Annotated in this window: 19 protein-coding genes; 3 read left to right on the plus strand and 16 right to left on the minus strand. The window is 59.2% G+C overall.

Going from position 1 to position 19208, the window contains the following annotated elements; all coding sequences use genetic code 11:
- Positions 1–241 precede the first annotated feature (241 nt).
- Both DSM3645_RS31385 and DSM3645_RS16050 read right to left on the minus strand, forming a co-directional pair.
- Positions 242–418: a hypothetical protein gene (locus tag DSM3645_RS31385; RefSeq protein WP_237564830.1), complete on the minus strand. Its 177-nt coding sequence runs from the start codon at positions 416–418 to the stop codon at positions 242–244.
- 253 nt (positions 419–671) lie between these two features.
- Positions 672–1196, minus strand: a complete 525-nt coding sequence (locus DSM3645_RS16050) for a methylated-DNA--[protein]-cysteine S-methyltransferase (protein ID WP_002653285.1) — start codon at positions 1194–1196, stop codon at positions 672–674.
- Between the two features lie 104 nt (positions 1197–1300).
- Between DSM3645_RS16050 and DSM3645_RS16055 the strand changes: the two genes are divergently transcribed.
- Positions 1301–2044, plus strand: a complete 744-nt coding sequence (locus DSM3645_RS16055) for a hypothetical protein (protein ID WP_002653286.1) — start codon at positions 1301–1303, stop codon at positions 2042–2044.
- A gap of 3 nt (positions 2045–2047) precedes the next feature.
- Here DSM3645_RS16055 and DSM3645_RS16060 read toward each other — a convergent pair whose 3' ends face one another.
- The 3 genes from DSM3645_RS16060 to rnc all read right to left on the minus strand — a co-directional run bounded on the left by DSM3645_RS16060 (position 2048) and on the right by rnc (position 4485).
- Positions 2048–2464 (minus strand): response regulator, encoded by a 417-nt coding sequence (locus DSM3645_RS16060; RefSeq protein WP_002653287.1) that lies wholly within the window; start codon positions 2462–2464, stop codon positions 2048–2050.
- 115 nt (positions 2465–2579) lie between these two features.
- Positions 2580–3551: a hypothetical protein gene (locus tag DSM3645_RS28470; RefSeq protein WP_131282626.1), complete on the minus strand. Its 972-nt coding sequence runs from the start codon at positions 3549–3551 to the stop codon at positions 2580–2582.
- 202 nt (positions 3552–3753) lie between these two features.
- The gene (rnc, locus tag DSM3645_RS16070) at positions 3754–4485 is read right to left on the minus strand and encodes a ribonuclease III (RefSeq protein WP_002653289.1); all 732 of its coding nucleotides are present in this window, start codon (positions 4483–4485) and stop codon (positions 3754–3756) included.
- 270 nt (positions 4486–4755) lie between these two features.
- Between rnc and mgtE the strand changes: the two genes are divergently transcribed.
- Positions 4756–6108, plus strand: coding sequence for a magnesium transporter (mgtE, locus tag DSM3645_RS16075; protein WP_002653290.1), 1353 nt, complete (start codon positions 4756–4758; stop codon positions 6106–6108).
- Positions 6109–6221: 113 nt separating this feature from the next.
- On the opposite strand, the gene DSM3645_RS16080 is transcribed toward mgtE, so the two are convergent.
- From DSM3645_RS16080 to DSM3645_RS16125, 10 genes are all read right to left on the minus strand, one after another.
- On the minus strand, positions 6222–6563 hold the full coding sequence (locus DSM3645_RS16080) for a hypothetical protein (RefSeq protein ID WP_002653291.1): 342 nt from the start codon (positions 6561–6563) through the stop codon (positions 6222–6224).
- Positions 6564–6688: 125 nt separating this feature from the next.
- Positions 6689–7807, minus strand: a complete 1119-nt coding sequence (locus tag DSM3645_RS16085) for a glycosyltransferase family 4 protein (protein WP_002653292.1) — start codon at positions 7805–7807, stop codon at positions 6689–6691.
- A gap of 183 nt (positions 7808–7990) precedes the next feature.
- Entirely contained in the window at positions 7991–8878 is an 888-nt protein-coding gene (dapA, locus tag DSM3645_RS16090; RefSeq protein ID WP_002653293.1) for a 4-hydroxy-tetrahydrodipicolinate synthase, read from the minus strand.
- A gap of 250 nt (positions 8879–9128) precedes the next feature.
- Positions 9129–9842, minus strand: a complete 714-nt coding sequence (locus DSM3645_RS16095) for a pyridoxine 5'-phosphate synthase (RefSeq protein ID WP_002653294.1) — start codon at positions 9840–9842, stop codon at positions 9129–9131.
- Between the two features lie 169 nt (positions 9843–10011).
- Positions 10012–11010: a hypothetical protein gene (locus tag DSM3645_RS28475; RefSeq protein WP_002653295.1), complete on the minus strand. Its 999-nt coding sequence runs from the start codon at positions 11008–11010 to the stop codon at positions 10012–10014.
- A gap of 76 nt (positions 11011–11086) precedes the next feature.
- Positions 11087–11677 carry a DUF447 domain-containing protein gene (locus DSM3645_RS16105; RefSeq protein ID WP_002653296.1) on the minus strand — a complete coding sequence of 197 codons (591 nt, stop codon included), beginning with the start codon at positions 11675–11677 and terminating at the stop codon, positions 11087–11089.
- A gap of 9 nt (positions 11678–11686) precedes the next feature.
- Positions 11687–12349: an anthranilate synthase component II gene (locus DSM3645_RS16110; protein ID WP_002653297.1), complete on the minus strand. Its 663-nt coding sequence runs from the start codon at positions 12347–12349 to the stop codon at positions 11687–11689.
- Entirely contained in the window at positions 12346–13755 is a 1410-nt protein-coding gene (gene pabB, locus DSM3645_RS16115) for an aminodeoxychorismate synthase component I (RefSeq protein ID WP_002653298.1), read from the minus strand. Before pabB ends, DSM3645_RS16110 begins: the two co-directional genes overlap by 4 nt.
- The gene (locus tag DSM3645_RS16120; RefSeq protein WP_002653299.1) at positions 13752–15158 is read right to left on the minus strand and encodes a DUF6513 domain-containing protein; all 1407 of its coding nucleotides are present in this window, start codon (positions 15156–15158) and stop codon (positions 13752–13754) included. Before DSM3645_RS16120 ends, pabB begins: the two co-directional genes overlap by 4 nt.
- On the minus strand, positions 15155–15940 hold the full coding sequence (locus DSM3645_RS16125) for an SDR family NAD(P)-dependent oxidoreductase (RefSeq protein ID WP_002653300.1): 786 nt from the start codon (positions 15938–15940) through the stop codon (positions 15155–15157). Before DSM3645_RS16125 ends, DSM3645_RS16120 begins: the two co-directional genes overlap by 4 nt.
- A 165-nt stretch (positions 15941–16105) precedes the next feature.
- Between DSM3645_RS16125 and DSM3645_RS16130 the strand changes: the two genes are divergently transcribed.
- Complete coding sequence (locus DSM3645_RS16130; RefSeq protein ID WP_002653301.1) at positions 16106–17242, plus strand: hypothetical protein; 1137 nt, start codon at positions 16106–16108, stop codon at positions 17240–17242.
- Between the two features lie 238 nt (positions 17243–17480).
- On the opposite strand, the gene DSM3645_RS28480 is transcribed toward DSM3645_RS16130, so the two are convergent.
- Entirely contained in the window at positions 17481–19202 is a 1722-nt protein-coding gene (locus DSM3645_RS28480) for a PQQ-binding-like beta-propeller repeat protein (RefSeq protein WP_002653302.1), read from the minus strand.
- Positions 19203–19208: the final 6 nt, after the last annotated feature.

The following is a 19208-nucleotide window of genomic DNA, read 5'->3' on the forward strand; positions in this document are numbered from 1 at the left end:
TAATTTTCCGTCGACAATGCGCTGCTGTCAGAAACCGCGGCTAACGCCGTGCGGCTGATTTCGATACGCCTATCCAAGGGCACAGCCGGCTAGGACCGTAGGGTGGGTGGAGCAAGCGAGTTACGCTCAACCAATTTTGAACAACATCGCCGCTTGCGCAACCCACCGACGCCGTCGAACTAGCGCCGGAGGAAACGATCATGTTGAAGGAACAGGGGGCGTCAGCTTGACCAGCGGCGACTTATCTGTCGCCCTCGATGCGACGACGAGAGCGGTAATCATCAATCCCGACGATGTTGAATTGCTTGGCGACTTGGCCGTCGTTCAACTGCGAAGCGGCGGCATTGCCGAAGCGAGAGTGACAATCGAACACGCGCTGCGTCTTGACGCGGAAGATCAAGTGACCCGGAACGTGCATTCGATTGTTACCGCAGTTGCATCAGGAAAACGCAAGTGCCCGAGTTCGCTAACAGAAATGATGCAGCCGCTCCCACCGAAATCGTGGCGAGCTCGCCTGTTTGGTTGGTGATTTCAATTTTCGCAGCGACTCTCTCGGTTGTGAAAAGCGCCGCCTGCAATCGGTTTAACCAATCGGGGTTAACCAACGCCGGGGTGCAAATGCAATTTGATTTCCTGCGGCCAAGCGGTTTGATGGCTGATCGGATTCCTGGTCATGTAAACGTCGCATGTTCCAACCGCAGTAGGCGATCTTTCAACTTCAATCCTTGCGGCGCTGAGAACCCGTGCAGCTTGCCGGTGCTTGCGACCACGCGATGACATGGGATCAAGAGGGGAATCCGATTGCGGGCCATCGCGCCGCCGACGGCTCTAGCAGCGGCGGGCGAACCGGCCCGTGCGGCGAGCTGTCCATAACTGAGCGTTGTGCCGAGGGGAATTTTGCGGCACTGTTGATAAACGCGCGTCGCGAAGGGAGTGAAGCCGGTCAGATCGATCGCGATCGATGCAAGATCGACAGGTTCTCCGGCGGCGTATTGCTGCAATAGATCGACGATTTTTTGTTGCAAAGGAGCAAGCGAAACCGTTCGCGGGCTCCGGTTCTTGGTCGTGGAGAAGCTTAAGCGGTAGACCACATCTCCTCGCAGCTCGATCTCGAGCGGTCCCAAGTCGCTGGAAATTGTGAAAATCGTCGGCGAAAGCGGGCCAATCATCGTGCTTCGGCGGTTTTGCGGGTACATGTCGGACTTTCCCTAAAACGGCAGGGATATATACTAAGGCTCAGGCGGATGAACGAACTTTCTAGTTTATCCGAGAATCTCTAGCGCTCGAGAAGGAAATACGGATGGCCGGCTACCGATCGCTGAGTGACGACTTCTATGTCAACATGAATCTCAATACTGAGATGGACCTCCCGAGCGGCCGCGATGCGGTGCTCCACTTTTTTGAACAGATCCGCAAGAAGTATCCACTGATGCGGAACTTCTATGCGCGCGAACGTTCTGAATTTGTTCTCGAAGAGGACAAAGACCAGGGAAGCTATCGCTGGGCCTCGGTCGAGATGAAGCGCGTCCTCTCGGGCTGCGTCAACATCGAGAACCTGGAAGACGCGATCGAGCAACATCGTTTTATCCTAGAACTGGCCCCCTATCTGCTGTCGGTCAGCCCGCTGGATTGCGAATCGCTCAACTTGATGTATGGGTTTGATTTCACCTATCGCGGCAATCACAACCAATTGGTCGCCGAAGCGCTGGGTCTGTCGCCGGCGTTTGAAAAGCTAGGGCGATTGGAGAACAGCCGCCTGGTCAGCTGCGAACCGTCGATTCAGATCGCGCTGGATGACGAGTGCCGCATTCAGTGTCGAATCAGTATCGAAACTAGAACCAGCGCCTATCACGTACGGACCGGAGAATTTCCGGAAGAGCAGTTAAGCGTCTACCTGACGCTCCGCAACTATGGCAGTCTCGATCCGGGCAATACCTACGTTGACGCGATGGATGGCTTGCACGCGGCCGCCGCACGGATCATGGACGAGTACGTCATCCAGAATATTCTGGAGCCGCTACGTCAGGCGATTACCCTGCGATAAGCGTTAGGCGACCGAATCAACGGCTCGCGTTTCCGCGAGTTCGATGAGCGCGATCACCAGGTCGCCGGGAAGGATCGGCTTGGTCAGAAACAGTTGGAATCCAGCCGCCTGACAAGCGAGCCGGTCTTCTCGACGAGCGCACGCGGTCAACGCGGCGACCGGAAATTGCTCGTCGAGCCGACGAATTTCAGCCAAGGTCGTCATGCCATCTTGCCGCGGCATTCGCAGGTCCAGAATCGCCAGATCAAACCGATTGGGATGAAAGATCGCCGTCGCCGCTTCCCCATCGCAAACTTGCGTCACTTCGGCGCCGGCGCCTGTCAAAATGATCTCCAACAGTTGACGATTCAAGTCGTCATCTTCGGCGATCAAAATGCGGAGTCCCGCGAGTGATTGCGTGTTGGAAATATCGGTCTGCATTATGTCGACCAAGTGGGGGAAAAGATGAAATCATTCAACTGCTCAAATCTAGTACGCAATTGACGGGCTCCCCCTCACTTTGCGCCCTTCCGCAGCCCTAAATGGCGATTATGCGCTAAACCGGCGACTCCCTGACGAGCCGCATCACCCAATCGTTCGATTTATCGGATAGCGCTAGTCGTTCTCCCACTTCGGCAGGGAATCCTTTTTTGCGCAATTCGCCCGCGATCTTTGGCTCGGCTTCCGCAAAGCTTAAACCTACGGACAAAACCGTAGGTCCATGAAAGCCGATCGGCGTCGCTAACAAGATGGTGGGATCGGCCGGCAACGCGAGAAATAGTTGGCCCAGTCGGTCGTTCTCGTCTTGGTTTCGTCCCAGCAAGATCAGGCCGCGATCTTCGCTCCACTGGTGTTGGCGGATCTCGAACAGCCCCGGCAACAGCCAAGCGGCCGGCAGCCGAGAGACCAGCGCCGTGCGCAACCGCCGCCCATACGCCGGATCGACCAGACGACAGCGCGCGGCGCCTTTTTCGCTGCCGGTCAGGCCAAACCGCTGGCCCAAAGCGCGAATCTGACGGCGGCCGCTTCCATGGATCGCCAACAACTGACTGCGGTCGATCAGCCCCTCTGTCTCTGGCAGCGTGGGCGTAAGAAGTTGCGCCGAGAGGGGCCGAACCAATCGCCCAGGGATGCCGGCGTGATGCTCCATCATTTCGAGATGGGATCGCTTTTGGCCCATCATCTTTTGCCCCAGCACTTCGCCGGTAACGACAAACTGGGCCTCCAATTCGGTGAGATATTCGACCGCCGCGGCCAGCATCGCCAAACGGCAGTCGCCGCACGGATTAGCGCCTTTGCCGTACCCGAACCGCGGCCGCGCGATCAACTGCAGGTACTCGGTAGGCGAAGGCTGGACGACTCGCAGCGGAATCTGCAACTGATCGGCCGAGCGGCGCGCCGCATCGGCGACCGGCGAAAACTGCGTCGCAAAGGCCAGCCCAAAGACTTGCACCCCTTGCGTCTGGATCAACGCGGCGGCGACAGCGCCGTCGAGATCGCCAGAGAGGAGTGCGACAGAGCGCGTCATGACGCGGCTTTCATTCATTGAAGTTGGCTATTTCGAACCGATGCGACACTAGCCCGCAGCGCCAGCGAGGGAATGCGGTCGCTACTTCCATCCGTGTTGGTAGCGCCAAGCGGATTCCCTCGCTCGCGCAGCGGGCTAGTGTTGCGTCACATGACAGAACACTCGTGTGACGGCGTTTGACTTGAACGCGTTCGCCGTTGGCTTACTCGGCCAGATGCTCGGCCGGACGACCTTCGATTTCGCATAGTGCGTTTTGGGCGGCGCGCTGCTCGGCTTCCTTTTTGTTCCGTCCCCACGCGGCGACATATCGGATACCGGCGACTTGGGCGGCGACCTGAAAGCACTTGCTATGGTCTGGGCCTTTTTCGTCCAGCAGCAAGTAGTTGGGGGTAGCGCCATGCTCGCGCTGGGCGTATTGCTGCAGGGCCGACTTGAAATTGGCGCCGGCCTCGCCGGAGACGGCTAACTCGATTTCGTCTTCTAGATTGCGTAAGACAAAATCTTCGGCCGGCTTGGGGCCGCCATCCAAATAGATCGCGGCGATGATCGCTTCAAAGACGTCCGCCAACAGCGAGGGAGGAACCGAAGGGCTGGACGACATCCCTTTGCCGACGATAAGAAACTCTTCCAACCCCAAGACGCGGCTTAGCTTGGCGCAGGTCAAGCGGCTGACGACGACCGATTTGATCCTGGTCAGATCTCCCTCAAGAAAGTGAGGAAAACTGTGAAACAAGGCTTCGCAGACGACGCGCCCCAGAATGGCGTCCCCGAGAAACTCGAGCCGCTCATTGCTTTCCAGGCGGTGACTTGCGCCCGAAGCATGGGTTAAAGCAGATTTTAGAAGTGATTTTTCTTGAAACTCGTAACCAATACGGACCTCACATCGCGAAATGGGGTCGTCCAATTGGCTCGGCGCTTCGGAAGATTCGCTCATTGCGGACCTATTGTTCGCCAGTTTAGCGTTTCCTCCGTTGCGACCACGACGCCGAATTCGTTCCCGAATCGTGGGCGGAACGCAGAGAACGCGATATGTATGCTATCAGCACCGCCAGTCTAGTTGTCCAGCATGATAGCGTCAACGGCGATTGATGTTGACCATTATGAAGATCTTCCCTTCTTTTTTGGCGTCCCAGAGGGTAACCGAACCTGACAAGGGAAGTTAGATTGGTAGTTCCGCGAAACCGTTCCACGATGAAATTGCGCCATGATGAACGTACTCTATCTACCTGAACTCCGCGAAATGTTGGCCGAAAACGACCACCAAGGGCTGCTCGAGTTCTGTACTGCGCTGCACCCGGCTCGGACCGCCGAGTTCATGGAAGCGTTGACGATCGACGAGGTTTGGAACGTCCTGCGGCATGCCGATACCCAACTTCAGAGCGAAATTTTCGCTTACTTCGAGCATCCGTTCCAGGTCGAGATCATCGAGTCTCGCGATCCGGCGGAGGTCGCCGAGATGATCGCTTGCATGTCGGCGGATGATCGCGTCGACTTGCTGTCAGGCGTCGACGAGGAAGCGGTAACCGTCATTCTCTCGCTCTTGCCGCTTGAAGAACGACGCGATTTCCAGCGTCTCTCGGGACATCCGGAGGGGACCGCCGGCGCGATCATGACCACCGAAGTCGCTCGGCTCAGCGAAGACCTGACGGTCCGTCAGGCGCTGGAAGAGCTGACGCGGCAGGCCGAACATCTAGAGACGGTCTACTACATCTACATCGTCGACGAGAACGATCGACTGCATGGAGTCGTTTCGACGCGGCAACTGGTTTCGTCGCTGGGCAAATCGGATCGCAAGCTGTCGGAACTGATGGAGCCTGAGGTGATCCACTGCCAGGTGACCGAAGACCAGGAAGAAGTCTTGCGGAAGATGGCCGACTACGACTTGTTGGCGATCCCCGTCGTGGACGACACGTTGCAGCTGGTCGGGATCATTACGCACGATGATATTCTTGACGTCGTGCTGGAAGAAGCGGAAGAAGACGCGTATCGCGCGGCGGCGGTCGAACCGCTCGAAGACTCCTACCTGCAAACGCCGATCATCACTCTCAGCTGGAAACGGGGAGTCTGGCTGATCATCCTGTTTATCGGCGCCTTGTTCACGTCGATGGCGCTCGGCCATTTTCAGGAAGAACTGAACAAGTTCGCCTGGCTCGTCCCCTTCATTCCGCTCGTGATTTCGACCGGCGGCAATACCGGAAATCAATCGGCGACGTTGATTATCATGGCGCTGAACAAAGGAGATTTAACGGCCCGCGACTGGTTCATGGTCGTTCGCCGCGAGATCTTGATGGGGCTGATCTTAGGCAGCTTGCTCAGCATTCTGGGCTATGGGATCGCTTTTACAGAAGCGCCGTCCGCTTTTGCGGCGCTGGTCGTTCCCATCACCGTGTTAGCCGTGGTCATCGCCGGCACGACGGTCGGTTCGTCCCTTCCGCTGCTATTTAAGAGCATCAATCTCGACCCGGCGCTGATGAGCAACCCCTTCGTCGCCGGCATCATCGACTTTCTAGGGATCGTGATCTACATGTCGGTCGCGATTTTGTTGTTGGGCGACTGACCACGACGTAAGAGCATGGCCCCGGCATTCGATTTGAATTTAAACGACATACCCGAACGCGTTCCCTGGCGGACGCAACGGGCAGTGTCTGCGGTTTTTTTACAATCGCACCGTTACACGTTGAGCGCCGGTTGGCCGACGTACAACTGCAAGATCTGGCTTTGCACTTTGATCGCGCGAATCAACACCCAGACTTGATCCGGCGTAAAACCGCGCGGATCTGAGCAGGACAGTTCTTCCAGCTCGGCGGTCATCGCCGCATGCTGGTCGGTCGCCGCTTGGAGCTTGAGCCCCACTTCTTTCCAGACGGTCGTGAGCAACTCTTCGCTGGCCAGAACCTGCGTGTCCTTTACCGAGTTCGACAACAACAGACAAAGTCTGGCGACATCTTGGAGGTCGGCGCTCGGTTGCAAATTTTGGATGCGATCAGCAAGTTCGCGACAAGATACGTTCATGGCTAACATTCCAGCCGGTAAGACGAGTAGGCGAATGCCCCAAGCGGGCCTTCCAAACTTTAGCTCAGTTTGCAGCTCCTTTCTCAGAAAAATCATCGCCGACTGCAACCCGCTCGGCGCAACCGCTACGACCGTGATAACAGGTCGTCATAGAGACGCAAAATCTCCGCCGCAGAGTGCGACGGTTCGAACTTTTGACTGCGCCGATGCGATTTCCCGCGAAGTTGGCTGCGATAATCGTCGTTGGCCAGAACTCTTGTTATCGCGGCGGCCAGCGCCTCGACATCGTCGACCGGCGTGATTTCGGCCGACTCGTGGGAGAAGATCTCCCGCGTGCCTCCCACGTCGGTCGCTACAACCGGCAAAGCCGTCGCCGCCGCTTCCAGCAAGACGCGTCCGAGCGGTTCCTGCCGAGCGGCGTGCACCAACATCGTCAACTCGCGCAGGACCGCCGCCACATCGGACCGAAATTCGAGAAACGACACGGCGTCGGCAAGTTGGTTGTCGGCGACATACTGATGCAGCGACGCTTCGTACTGGATCGCTTCGTCCTTCTGCGAGAAACGCTCCCCCACGATCAGCAGATGCGCATCGCGGTGTGCGATGCGGACTTGGGCGAACGCGCGCAGCGCCGCGTCGACACCTTTTCGCATGCCGATCTGACCAATCGTCGCCAACAGACGGGTCTCTGGCGGCAAGCCCAGCTCGGCATGCAAAAAGTGGGTTGCCGCCGCCGGAAAGAACTGCGACTTGTCGACGCCGTTGTAGATGACGTGGGACGACGTTGCGGTCAGACCTTGCGCCACATGAAAATCGCGCGTCGCCTGCGAAACTGCGATCCGCGCGTGCAGCTGATTCAAGTCATCCAGCACGCGCCGATTCAGCTTAAGGATGTCGCGCAAGTGTCCCAATTTGACGACCTGCGGCGGCGTCGCGATCGGCCCCAGGATGCGACTCATCGAGAGACTATTCGCATGCACGACGTCCGGCCGCCGGCGATCTATATGTTCGGCAAGTTCGGCTCGCAGTGGTTCGAGCGGACGTTTGCGACCTTGCGAGTCGACCAAGTCCCACGCTTGGTACGCTGCGCCGGCGGCTCGGATTGCAGTCGATAGTTCGCCGCCGGAGGGGCCAAGAATCGTCGGTCGCCATCCGCTTGAGATCACGTGCGGCAGGATTGAGAGGAGCGAGTTCTCGCCGCCGTTGAGCGTCGCGTATTCGCAAAGATAAAGAACCGACGGCATTGGAGTCGCGTTCTGTGGTTACGTGTTGTCGAGCCGATTGGCCACGAGCCCGTGGCGCCAGCGAGGGAAAGCGGTTGGTTACTTCAATCCGTGTCTAAATCGCTAACCGCATTCCCTCGCTGGCGCTGCGGGCTCGTGTCACGGTTCTCGGCTTGGCGCCAAGGTGGCGTCTTACTGGTCGGATTACAGCAACCCGTATTTGGTCAAAGTCGCGCGTAGCTGAGCTTCTTCGCTTGGTTCGAGCGGGGTCATCGGCAGGCGCAGTTCGCCGGTATCGCGGCCCAGCATCTTCATCGCCGCTTTGATCGGAATCGGATTGGTCGCGAGACCGAGCATCTCGCGGCATAGTCCAAAGAGTTGGAAGTGTCGCTTTTGCGCCTCGGCCAGATCGCCGGCGTTCATCGCGGCGACCATCGCGATCATATCTTGCGGCACGATGTTGCCGACGACCGAGATCACCCCGCCGCCGCCGACCGACATCATCGGGATCGTCAGGCTATCGTCGCCGCTCAGCACGGTCAGATTGGTTCGTTCCAACACTTGCGACGTTTGGTCGAGCGAACCGGTCGCATCTTTGACCATCTGGATGTTTTCCAGCTCGCCCAACTGGGCGATCGTCTCCGGCTCAATATTCTTGCCGGCGCGACCCGGAATATTGTAAACGCAGATCGGCACGTCGACCGCTTCGGCGACTGCTTTGAAATGTTCGTAGAAGCCGCGCTGCGTCGGCTTGTTGTAGTAGGGCGCGACCATCAGCGCCGCGTCGGCGCCTTCTTTGGCGGCCCACTTGGTCAGCCGCAGCGCCTCGGACGTGCTGTTGGACCCGGTGCCTGGCATCACCTTCACGCGACCCGCGGCGGTTTCGATGACCGAGCTGATCACCCGCTCGTGCTCGGCGTGCGAGAGGGTCGGAGATTCGCCGGTAGTGCCGACCGGACAAAGTCCGGTGACGCCTGCCGCGATTTGAAAATCGACTTGCTGTTTCAAGCATTCATAGTCGACATTGCCGTCCTTGAACGGAGTGACAATGGCGACCCAAACGCCAGCAAATTCAGAACCTTTTCGCGACATAACTCATCACCGATACCGACGGGAACCAGAAAAAAACGTGCTACAAATATGGTGCAAGCCGGCCAATTCGACAACCGGGGGGAGTGTTTCGGCCCTGCGAAGAAGAATGGAACACGGCGGCCACGGATTGTCTCCAGTAGTCTACGGCGAAATCGCCAGGCCGGCGTTTGGCGGTTGCTGCACTCGATCTAAGGGGCATTTTCCTGCCGTGTCTTTCTGTGATCTCCGTGTTCCATTCTTTTCTTGCTTCCTACCCGGCGATCAATTGTTTCATATCGCGAACCGCTTGCTGCAGGCCCACCATGATCGATCGGGCGATAATGCTGTGGCCAATGTTTAGCTCGCTCATCTTTGGAATAGCCGCAATCGGCAGCACGTTGGAATAGGTCAAACCGTGACCGGCCAGCAATTCCAATCCCAGTTCGCAAATTTGTTGGCCCGCTTGGGTCAATTTTTCGATTTCAGCCAGCTGGGCGTCCCCACGAGTGAGGGCAAATTGCCCCGTATGCAGTTCCACCGCCGTCGCGCCCAGCTTTTTCGCCATCAGCAATTGGGCCGGTTCGGGATCGAGAAATAGACTGACGGCGATGCCGGCGTCTTGCAGTCGCTCGATCGCCGCTTTCACCTTCTCGGGCTGGCGCAGCAGATCGAGCCCCCCTTCGGTCGTTACTTCTTCCCGCTTTTCCGGGACCAAGGTGACTTGGTCGGGCTTCACTTCACAAGCGATCTTCAGCACTTCTTCGGCGGTGGCCAGCTCAAGATTGACTTTCACTTTGGCCGTTTCGCGGATGATTCGCAGATCGCGGTCCTGGATATGCCGTCGATCCTCGCGCAGATGCAGCGTGATGCAGTCGGCGCCGCCCATCTCGGCCAAAGCGGCCGCCCAAACCGGATCAGGCTCGTTCGTCTGGCGGGCCTGGCGCACGGTCGCGACGTGGTCAATATTGACTCCCAAATTGGGCATGGGGGGATATCCTCGAAGTATCGCAGAGAAATGGGTGAGTGATTGGAGCCGTTGATTTTACGCCGCAGCGGCGTTCGCGCCAGCAGGACATCAGCGACGACGATCAGGTTCAGGACGAGAGAATCGCGGCAAGAGCGAAAAATGGGGTCAGGTCTGCGCCCCTTTTTCGCTATCCCAGCGTTGCGCTGAAGTTCTGTACGGCGTTATGCCAATCGCAATCCGTATCGGCGATCAGGCGAGCGCCGCGATTGTCGGCGGCGGTGATCTCCATTTCCAGCGCTTCCCCGGGGAGCGTTTCGTGCAGATAATCGCGGGCCGCTTCGGCCTGTTGGCGGTTGCAACACAAGCCGAAGATGGTCGGCCCCCACGAACTTTGGCCGACGCCGCGCACCCCAAACTGTTGCAGCGCGTCGACGGTGCGTTGGCTGAGCTGATTGAGATAGGCGCCCCCCTGCACTTTTACGAAACAGTTGCCGGCGAGTTCCCCATAGCGAAACAGACCGTCCGAAAAGTGATCGTAATCGGCCGCTTGCAGCGCCGGCGTCATCTCGTCATAGAGTATTCGCTTCAGTTGGTTCGTGACATCAAGCGGCACCGGCGGCAGTTGGCGAAACGCGGTGGTCTCAGCATTGCCCGAGATGCCGCTGCGTTTCGCCTGAAAGACGAGCAGAAAGATCCAGTCGGCCGGAAAATTTGTACGCGACTGCAGCGGCGAAAGTCGCCCCGGCGTTTCGACGCCGCGTTCGGCGATGAAACCTCCTTGGCGAAATCCATAACAGCCGACCGCCGAGCGAGCGCCGCGACCGACCGCAGCGGCGAGCGACTCAATTGATTCCGGCCCGATCTGACTTGCGCAGTTCAACAGGGTCGCGACTCCCAACCCCAACTGCGTCCCCAGACCCAGCCCCACGTGTTGCCGCGGCGTGTGCTTGGTCCGAATCGTCACCGCCGGCAGCGGTCGCTGACGAGCGCGACTCCAGCGTTCGGCGAATTCCCGAATACGAGTCGCCGCGACGCCTTGTGCAGAAAAATGTTCGGCTGGATCAACGGTCAGATGAAGCGCCGGCTGCTGGATCATCACGCCGCATCCGCCGTACGCCGCGACAGACGGATTGCCAAACGACAATAGTCCGAAGTGAAGTCGACTTGGCGTGCGGATTTCGAGCAATGTTCGATCGGGGTGGGGATGTGGGGGATTGGAGATGCTTGTAGTGTAACGCTTCTGGGGCGTTCAGAAAAACCTGTTAGTCGCCGGTTCGCGATTGGGCGGCGGCGACATAGTCGCAAATCTGCTGAAACGCTCGTTGTTCGGCGGCGCCTCCTGTTTTTTGCACGAGCGGCTGCAGGCGCTGCAGATCGGCTTGGATCTCAGCAAGGGGGAGAAAGTCGACGCGTGTCGCTAGAATCGCCGCTTCGACCACGGCATGCAGCGCTCGGTTCAGACCAAAAAAGTCCCGCTTGCGCCCGGCGGCGACCACGTCGCACTCGATCGTGGCCCGCTCGGCCGCATCGTCCAGCTGCTTCACTTGCAGCGCATACCAACGACACGCGTTCTGCAGGATCACGCCGCCGGTTTGCGAGCAGCGGGTCGTAGGGCCGATCAGCGCATCGGTCGCCGCGCCGATGGCGGCGGCCGCCAACAACTCGACATCGTCGGTCACATGCACGACAAGCGGCGATCCACGGCGCAGGTTTTCAAAGGTGCGCGATGTTTGAAATGGCCGCAGCACGAAGCTGCGAAATTGACGATCGACCAACGGTCCCATCGGCGCAACGTTCACCTGACCATCGCCGCCGATGGTCGTGACCAGCCCTTCAAGCACCAAACGTTCCATCGATCGATCTCAATAGTAAAAAGGGACGTTGGTAGGCGAGAGAATCGGCGTGGACGTGCTGACGGTTTGATCCGCCGTCGCGGCGTTTTTCAGCTGGACGGCGATGCCGGCGCTTTGCAAAAAATTGCCGATGATTGCAAACCCTTGCTCGGTCAGAATCGACTCGGGATGAAACTGCAAGCCGTAAACGGGTCGCGTGAGGTGCCGAATCGCCATGATCGAGCGATCTTCGGCCGCGGCGATGGTGCGGAGCGACGTGGGGAGCGATTTTGGCTCGACCGTGAGCGAGTGATAACGTCCTACCCGGATCGAGTCCGGCATGCCGGCGAACAGCGGATCTTGATCGTGCCGAATGATCGAGGATCGCCCATGCATCGGCTCGGCGGAACGAACGATCTTCCCCCCCAAGGCCGCGGCGATTGCTTGATGCCCCAGACAAACGCCCAGGATCGGCACGGTTTCTAGAAACTCGCCAACGACTTCGACCGAGATCCCCGCTTCCTGCGGCGTACACGGGCCAGGCGACAAGACGATCGCTTGCGGTTTTAGGTGACGAATCTGCGCAAAATCGATCGCATCGTTCCGGACCACCACCGTCTCTTGACCCCACAGGCGAAAATACCGGGCCAGATTGTTGACGAAGCTATCGTAGTTGTCGATGACTAGGATCATGAAAGTGCGGCGATCGCTCGCAGGATGCCGGCCGCTTTGTGCCAGGTTTCTTCGTATTCGCGTTGGGGATCGCTTTGCGCGACCAGTCCGCCGCCGACCGGAAATTGCCACCAACCGCCGGCCGCCGTGACGGTGCGGATCAAAATGTTCAAATCGATCGCCCCATCCAAACCAATGTACCCTAACGAACCGCAATAGGCGCCGCGCACGGTCGACTCTAACTCGGCGATGATCTGCATGGCGCGAATCTTCGGAGCGCCGGTAATCGATCCGCCGGGAAACGCCGCCGGCAACAGGTCGATTGGGTCGACCCCCTCTCGCAGTTTTCCGACAATCGTCGAGACCAAATGCTGCACCGTCGCGTATTGTTCCAACACGCACAACTCGGTGACGGCGACGCTCTCGTCGGTGCAAACGCGCGACAAATCGTTACGCATCAGATCGACAATCATCATATTTTCGGCGCGATCCTTTTCGCTCTCCAGCAACTCGCCGCCAGAGTACATATCCCACTCAGGGCGACCGCTCCGCAAGCGGGTTCCTTTGATCGGTCGCGTCTCGACTTTGCGACCGCGCACCTGGACGAAACGCTCAGGCGAAGCGCTTAACAGCGTCACCCCGTCCATGTCAAAGTACGACGCGAACGGCGCCGAGTTACAGGTTCGCAAACTGCGATAGAGCGTCGCGGCGTCGGTTGTCGCGCGATGCAATAATCGCTGCGAGAGATTGACCTGAAAGATGTCGCCGGCCCGGATGTATTCGACCGAGCGCTCGACCGCAGCCAAATACGCCGCTTGCGAAAAGCTGCTGGTGATCTCTGCGTATGGCGTAGCGAACTGCGGCGCTAATTGCGACTGGGGCAGCGCTGCGCATCGTTTCGTGAGCGGTTGCTCCGGCATCTCTTTCGCAAGCCAACCGAGGAACTGATCGGCTCGCTGTTGCGCACGTCTCTGACGTTGGGTCGGGTCGGTCTCAGGAAATCCTTGCGAAATTAGCCACGCGTCGCCGCTGACGTGATCGACGCCGATGACCACGTCGTAGAACCCGATCGCCAATTGCGGCAGCGCAAACTCATCGTGCAGAGCCGGCGCGATCCCTTCCAACGCGGCGCCAAACTCATAGCCGAACAGTCCGGCGGCGCCTCCTTGAAACGGCGGCAAGCCGGTGATCGTCGGCACTTTGAACTGGCCAAGCAGCGCACGAATCTCGTCCAGGCGATGCGTCTCTCCCGGCTTCCCTTCGATCCAACGCCAAGGATCGGCGGTCAGAAAGCTGTAGCGTCCCAGGCGCACATGTTGCAGCGCACTATCAAGAAACAAGCAGCGGGGCGCGGCGCGCAGTTTTTCCCACGCCGCGACGATCTCAAAATTGGGGAGCGGTACGATCACCGGCGCCGGCTCGTTCAAGACTGCTCCTCCCGCGCCACGTTTTTACCGCGCGTCAGACGATGCATTTTCTCGGCCTGGGTCAGATAGCCCCAGTCGAGCGATTCATCTTGGCGGTATTGTTTGCTGAGTTGGTTCGCCGTCAGCGCCTTGCAAAGCTCGAAGCCCAGATAGAACGCGTGCGACGCATCGACATTGGTCGGCGCGGTTTCTAGCAGTTGCGCGAACAATTGAAACGGATCGCTCGCGACCAGATGGAGGTCGCGACTGATCAAATGCAAATCTTCTCCGTCGGCGAAGACTCGATAGTTGTTATCTTTGATCGTCGCCGCGAGCAGCGCTAAATCGTCGGCCGTTTCATAAACGACGCGATCATCCCGCAGCGTGATCAACTGCGGCTCGATCCGTTTGGGCAACACCTGATTGGTCACCGCGTAATGCATCAAACGCCGCGCCAGATCGCATTCTCGGACGCTGCTGCGGGCCCAGTTGATCACCTGGGTCGTTAGCACGCCGCGAACCCCCAGTTCCTGACAAACGCCCAACAGCAACGTGTTGACGCCGGCCGAGTCGACATCGGTCAGTTCGGTCAGATTGCCGATTCCCATGAATAGTTCGGCGTCTGGATAGCGGCGGCGAACTTCGACATAGCGAGCCAAACTCTCGGCAAATCCGAACGAGATCGGCTCTAGGATGGGATCAATCCGAAACGGTACGCCGGACGTTTGCAGCTGCGCGATCGTCGCGTCCATCCCAGCCAACGTTTTGGGATCGTCCGGAATAACCACCACTTCACAGCCCCAATCGGCCGCCTGCGCCACGTTGCTGGAGTTCACCGACAACACCAACTCGGCGCCGGCGGCGACCGCGGCGGAGATCTCCTGCGGGTTCAGACTATCGATCGAGACGCGCAGTCCCGCGTCGCGCAAGGTTTTCACCGCTTCCGCGACGCCGGTCCAAGTAGCGCCGGGATCGCACCCGACATCGATCAGATCGGCCCCGTCACGCGCCAGTCGAAGTCCTTCGGCGCGCAGATCGTCGAGCGAAAAACTGGCGGCGTGATTGATCTCGGCGACGATTTGAATGTCATAGCCGCCGTAGTCGTCGCCGCGATTGCTTTCGCCAAAGTAAGCCGGCAGCAGCCGCAAATCTTTCGGGCCCCGCTCAACAGGCACGCCGGTCTGAGCGGCGATTACGGCGAGATCTCCCAGGCAATATCCGGTCACCATCACCAGAGTCGCGCCGATCGGCACATCGATCCGCGCGGCGACCCAATCGGCCGTCATTAGCGCGGCGACGGTGATGTTCATCGTCTGCACCGTGTATTGAAAACCGATCCGCGGCGCAAGATCGGCCAAAATCGCCCGCAGCGCCGGCTCGGCCAAGCGCCCCGTGACAAAGTGAATTTGCGGCGTCGACATCATTCGGTCCGCTGTTGGAGGTGCGCATGATTCAGGCCGCCGTTGACCGGCAAGACATGTCCGGTGATAAACGCGCTGTCGGGCGAAACGAGAAACTCGACCGCCGCGGCGATGTCGGCCGGCGTTCCCCAGCGCTGCAGCAGCGACTCGGCGATCGCGCGCTGGCTCCAAATTTCGCTCGCCGTTTCGCCCCAGGACGTTTTGATCCAACCAGGCGCAACCACGTTGACGCGGACCTGCGGCGCGAGCGTGCGCGCCAGACTGCGGCTGAACGCGGTGATCGCGGACTTGGTCGTCGCAAACATCTCTCCGCTGTCTCCTTCCATGCCGCGTTCGGATTGATCCCAGCCGATGTTTACAATCGCCGCGGCGTCGCGCTGCGAATCTCTCAGCCGGCGGCCGATTTCGCGCGACAGCTCGATCGTCGCTTCGACATCGACCTGCCAAAGAAGCTGCAGTTTTTCCGAAAATGTCAGCTCTCGATTGGCGCCGGTCAGCACGTCGGCGCCGGCATTGTTGACCCAATAGTCAACTCCGCCCCAAATCTCCCATGCGGCGGCGACAAACCGTAGCCGCGCATCTCGATCTCGGAAATCACAAACCAACGCCTGTGACTCTCCCCCCAATCGGAGAATCTCGTCACAAACCGAGTCGGCCCCGGCCTGATTTCGCCCGGCATGCACGACGACTTTGGCGCCGCTGGCAGCCAGACGAAGCGCAATCGCTCGGCCAATTCCGCTGGACGAGCCGGTCACGACGGCGATTTTTCCGGTCAAATCGGGCATACGGCTCCGGTGCGAAATCAAGGAGGTCGGGGGCGCCAACCACAAGGTCGACGGTATAGTATGCTTGCTACCGAGGTGGGCGTTTCCCCGTCGAGTCGATGTTACGACGCGGCAGCCATCTCATTCTGATACGCCGCCGCTTTCCCGACAACCAGCACTGGCCGCATGCCCAACTCCCCTCCCCCGTTCAATCGGCTCAGCAGCACCTGTTTCGCATTTCGCGGATACAATTTTGAAAACCTCGGTCGCACGCCTGAGTTGCTGGCGCACGCGCAGTATGGGCCGATCGTTCGGCGCCGCTTGATCGAGTGCGGTGAAATCGCCAGCCGGACTGTCGGCCGCGAGGTCAATTTGGTGCGGCGCGTCGAATCTCGTATCGAGCCCGACTTATCGGCCTATGTCGACGCGGTGGCATTGATCATCGCCGCCGAAATGGCGCAGCTCGACATCCTCCGCGAGCTGTTTCATGTGGAGCTCGAAAAATCGCAGTGCTATTTTGGCTATAGTCTGGGCGAAATTGTCGCACTTTGCGCGTCAGGCTCGTTGTCGATCGAAGATGCGGTCGGCATTCCCATCTCCCTGGCCGACGACACGGCCAGCTTGGCCGACAGTTGCCAATTGGCGGTCGTCTTTTGTCGCAAGCAAGAGTTGCCGCTGAAAATCGTGCAGCAGTGCTGCATCGAAACGAATCAGGAAGGGGACGAACTGGTGGGCGTGTCGGCGGTCCTCTCGCCGAACTCGGTGCTGATTATCGGCGAAGGAACGTCGCTCGAACGTTTTCGACAAAAACTGGCGGCCCGGATTCCGGCTCGCGTCTTTTTCAAGATCAACGAACATCGCTGGCCCCCGATGCACACGCCGCTCGTGTGGCGCAAGAGCATCAACACGCGTGCGGCGATGTTTATGGCCAAGATGAACAGCGGCGTGACGGTCCCGCAGCCGCCGGTCCTGTCGATGGTGACCGGCAAGCGCAGTTACGACGAGATCAATCTGCGCGATACAATTTATCGCTGGGTCGACCAGCCGCAACTGCTCTGGGCGGTCGTCTACGAAACGTTGCGCTGCGGCGCCGAGACGATCGTTCACATCGGCCCTGGCCCCAACATCATTCCGGCTACTTATCACCGCTTGGCCGACAACGTGCAGATTCAAACGCGCGGCAGTCTCGGTTCGCGCACGCTGTCGACATTCGTCAATCGGCCCTGGCTAAAATCGCTGCTGCCGGAACGAGCGGCCCTGCTGCGAGCCCCGATGATCCAACACATCATGATCGAAGACTGGCTACTGGCGCAGGAGTTTTAAATCGCCAAGCGCCGCGCGCGGTTTTCGATAGCGCTAATTGATCGAAGAGAAGATTTGAACACGGCAAAGCGGCGGATGAGAAGCGGAGAGGGTCGGAATCGAGTCGAACACCGTAACACTAGCCCGTTGCGCCAGCGAGGGAACGCGGTTCGCTACTTCAATCCGTGTTGGCTTCGCCAAGCGGATTCCCTCGCTGGCGCTGCGGGCTAGTGTCCAATCGGTTCGAAAGGGCGCATCGCTACTTATCGTTGTCGCTTTTCTCGCTCGTCTTCAGCCGATAGCAGGCGGCTTGCTCGGCGTTGCGGACCAATAGCAGATCGCCGGTCAGGCAAAGATTGTTCCAATTGGGCGAGACCTCACTCTCCAGCGCCTGGATGCGTCCTGCTTCTTCGTACGCGGCGGGGTTCGCGGCGGCCAGCACCAACTCGCCCTCTTCGGTCATGACCAGCAGGTGGTCGCCAACCAGCAACAGTTGACCATGTCCGAAGCCGCGTTGGCGCCAGGTACGCTCGCCATCGGCGGCCGTGACACATTCCAGGATGCCGTCGTTTAGGCCATAGATAAAACCATCTTTCGCCGCGACGTTAGTGAACTTGGTCTTCAGTAAGCGACCATCGGACCAGACGTCTTGCACTGCGTATTGGCCGTCCGCTTGCTTTTCGATCGCAAAAACCCGCGCGCCTTGGCCGTACCCTTTGCTGACCAGAATTCTCCCGTCGCCCAGATCCACCGGCTGCGAGCAAGTTGCGGCGCCAGACGAGTCGCCGGCCCAATCGGTGATCCAGAGTTGCTTTCCGGTTTCAGGATTGTGACCGCTGACGGTGCTTTCGTTGACCGACATGATTTGCGTTTCGCCCCCAAGCTGGAACAAGCTGGGGGATGCGTAGCTCATCGGCTGCTGACCCCCGGTCCAAACTTGCTCGCCGGTCTGGGCGTCGTACGCGACCAGCGTGGTCGATTCTTTGCGCGTGGGACCGCCTGCCGGCAAGATAATTAGTGCGCGGTCTTTCCCCTCGTACAGAAGCGGCGAACTCGCGCGGCCCCACGCGACCATTCCATCAAACTGAGCCTGCGTCGTGTCAAACTCGTCCAACAAATCATGCCGCCAAACGACGTCGCCGGTGGCCGCGTCTAAACCAACCAAAGCGCCGGTTGCGCCGACCGCGTAAACTTTGCCGTCATGCACCAGCGGCGTCGAACGCGGCCCCACGTAACCCAAGACGGTTTCGTGACGCGCTTCATGTTTGAAATTCCAAACCGGCTCGCCATCGGCGACGCGATAGCACGAGACATACTCGCTCGGGCCGCGCTGCTCCATCGTATACGCGAGATCCCCAACGACGACAAAGCCCGACCAGCCGGCCCCGATCGGCCGCCGCCAAACTTCCTGCGGCGGGCTCGTATTCCAGTCGCTCGCCAGGTTGGGCCCGGCCAACTTCAGATTGCGATCGGGCCCCAAAAACTGCGGGAAGTCATGCTCGGTCGATTGAGTGCTGTCTCCCTCGGCGGCGCCGCCGCCGTCCAGCGCGTCCAGTTGCTGATCGGCGCTTTGGGCAAAGCGATAGGCGAATATCGGCTTCATTTCGCCATCAACATGGACGATGCGAAAAAAGCAAAAAAAGATCGCCGGCGCCGACAGAACGCATGCGATCGGGAGCAGGCGAACCGCAATACTCCAGCCGCTGAACAGGGTGAACCAAATCACCGGGATGAAAAATGCGAAAAAGACGCCGATCAGCGTCATCACATTGCCCACCGCGCCGTCAAACAGCAGCGGAGCGATGTCGCGAACGCTGGCCAGCGGGCCATCTCCCAGCTCGATCGCCGACTGGCCAAATAGCGCCAGCAGCACAAAAATGCCGGAAAATAGCCAAGTGCGGAGCGGCGGAAAGATGCGCGGCGACCGATCTTGGCTGGTCGAGGTCTCGTTGGTAGGACTGGAATCGACCGGCTCGGTCATGCGCTG

It is taken from the genome of Blastopirellula marina DSM 3645, assembly GCF_000153105.1.
GTDB lineage: Bacteria > Planctomycetota > Planctomycetia > Pirellulales > Pirellulaceae > Blastopirellula > Blastopirellula marina.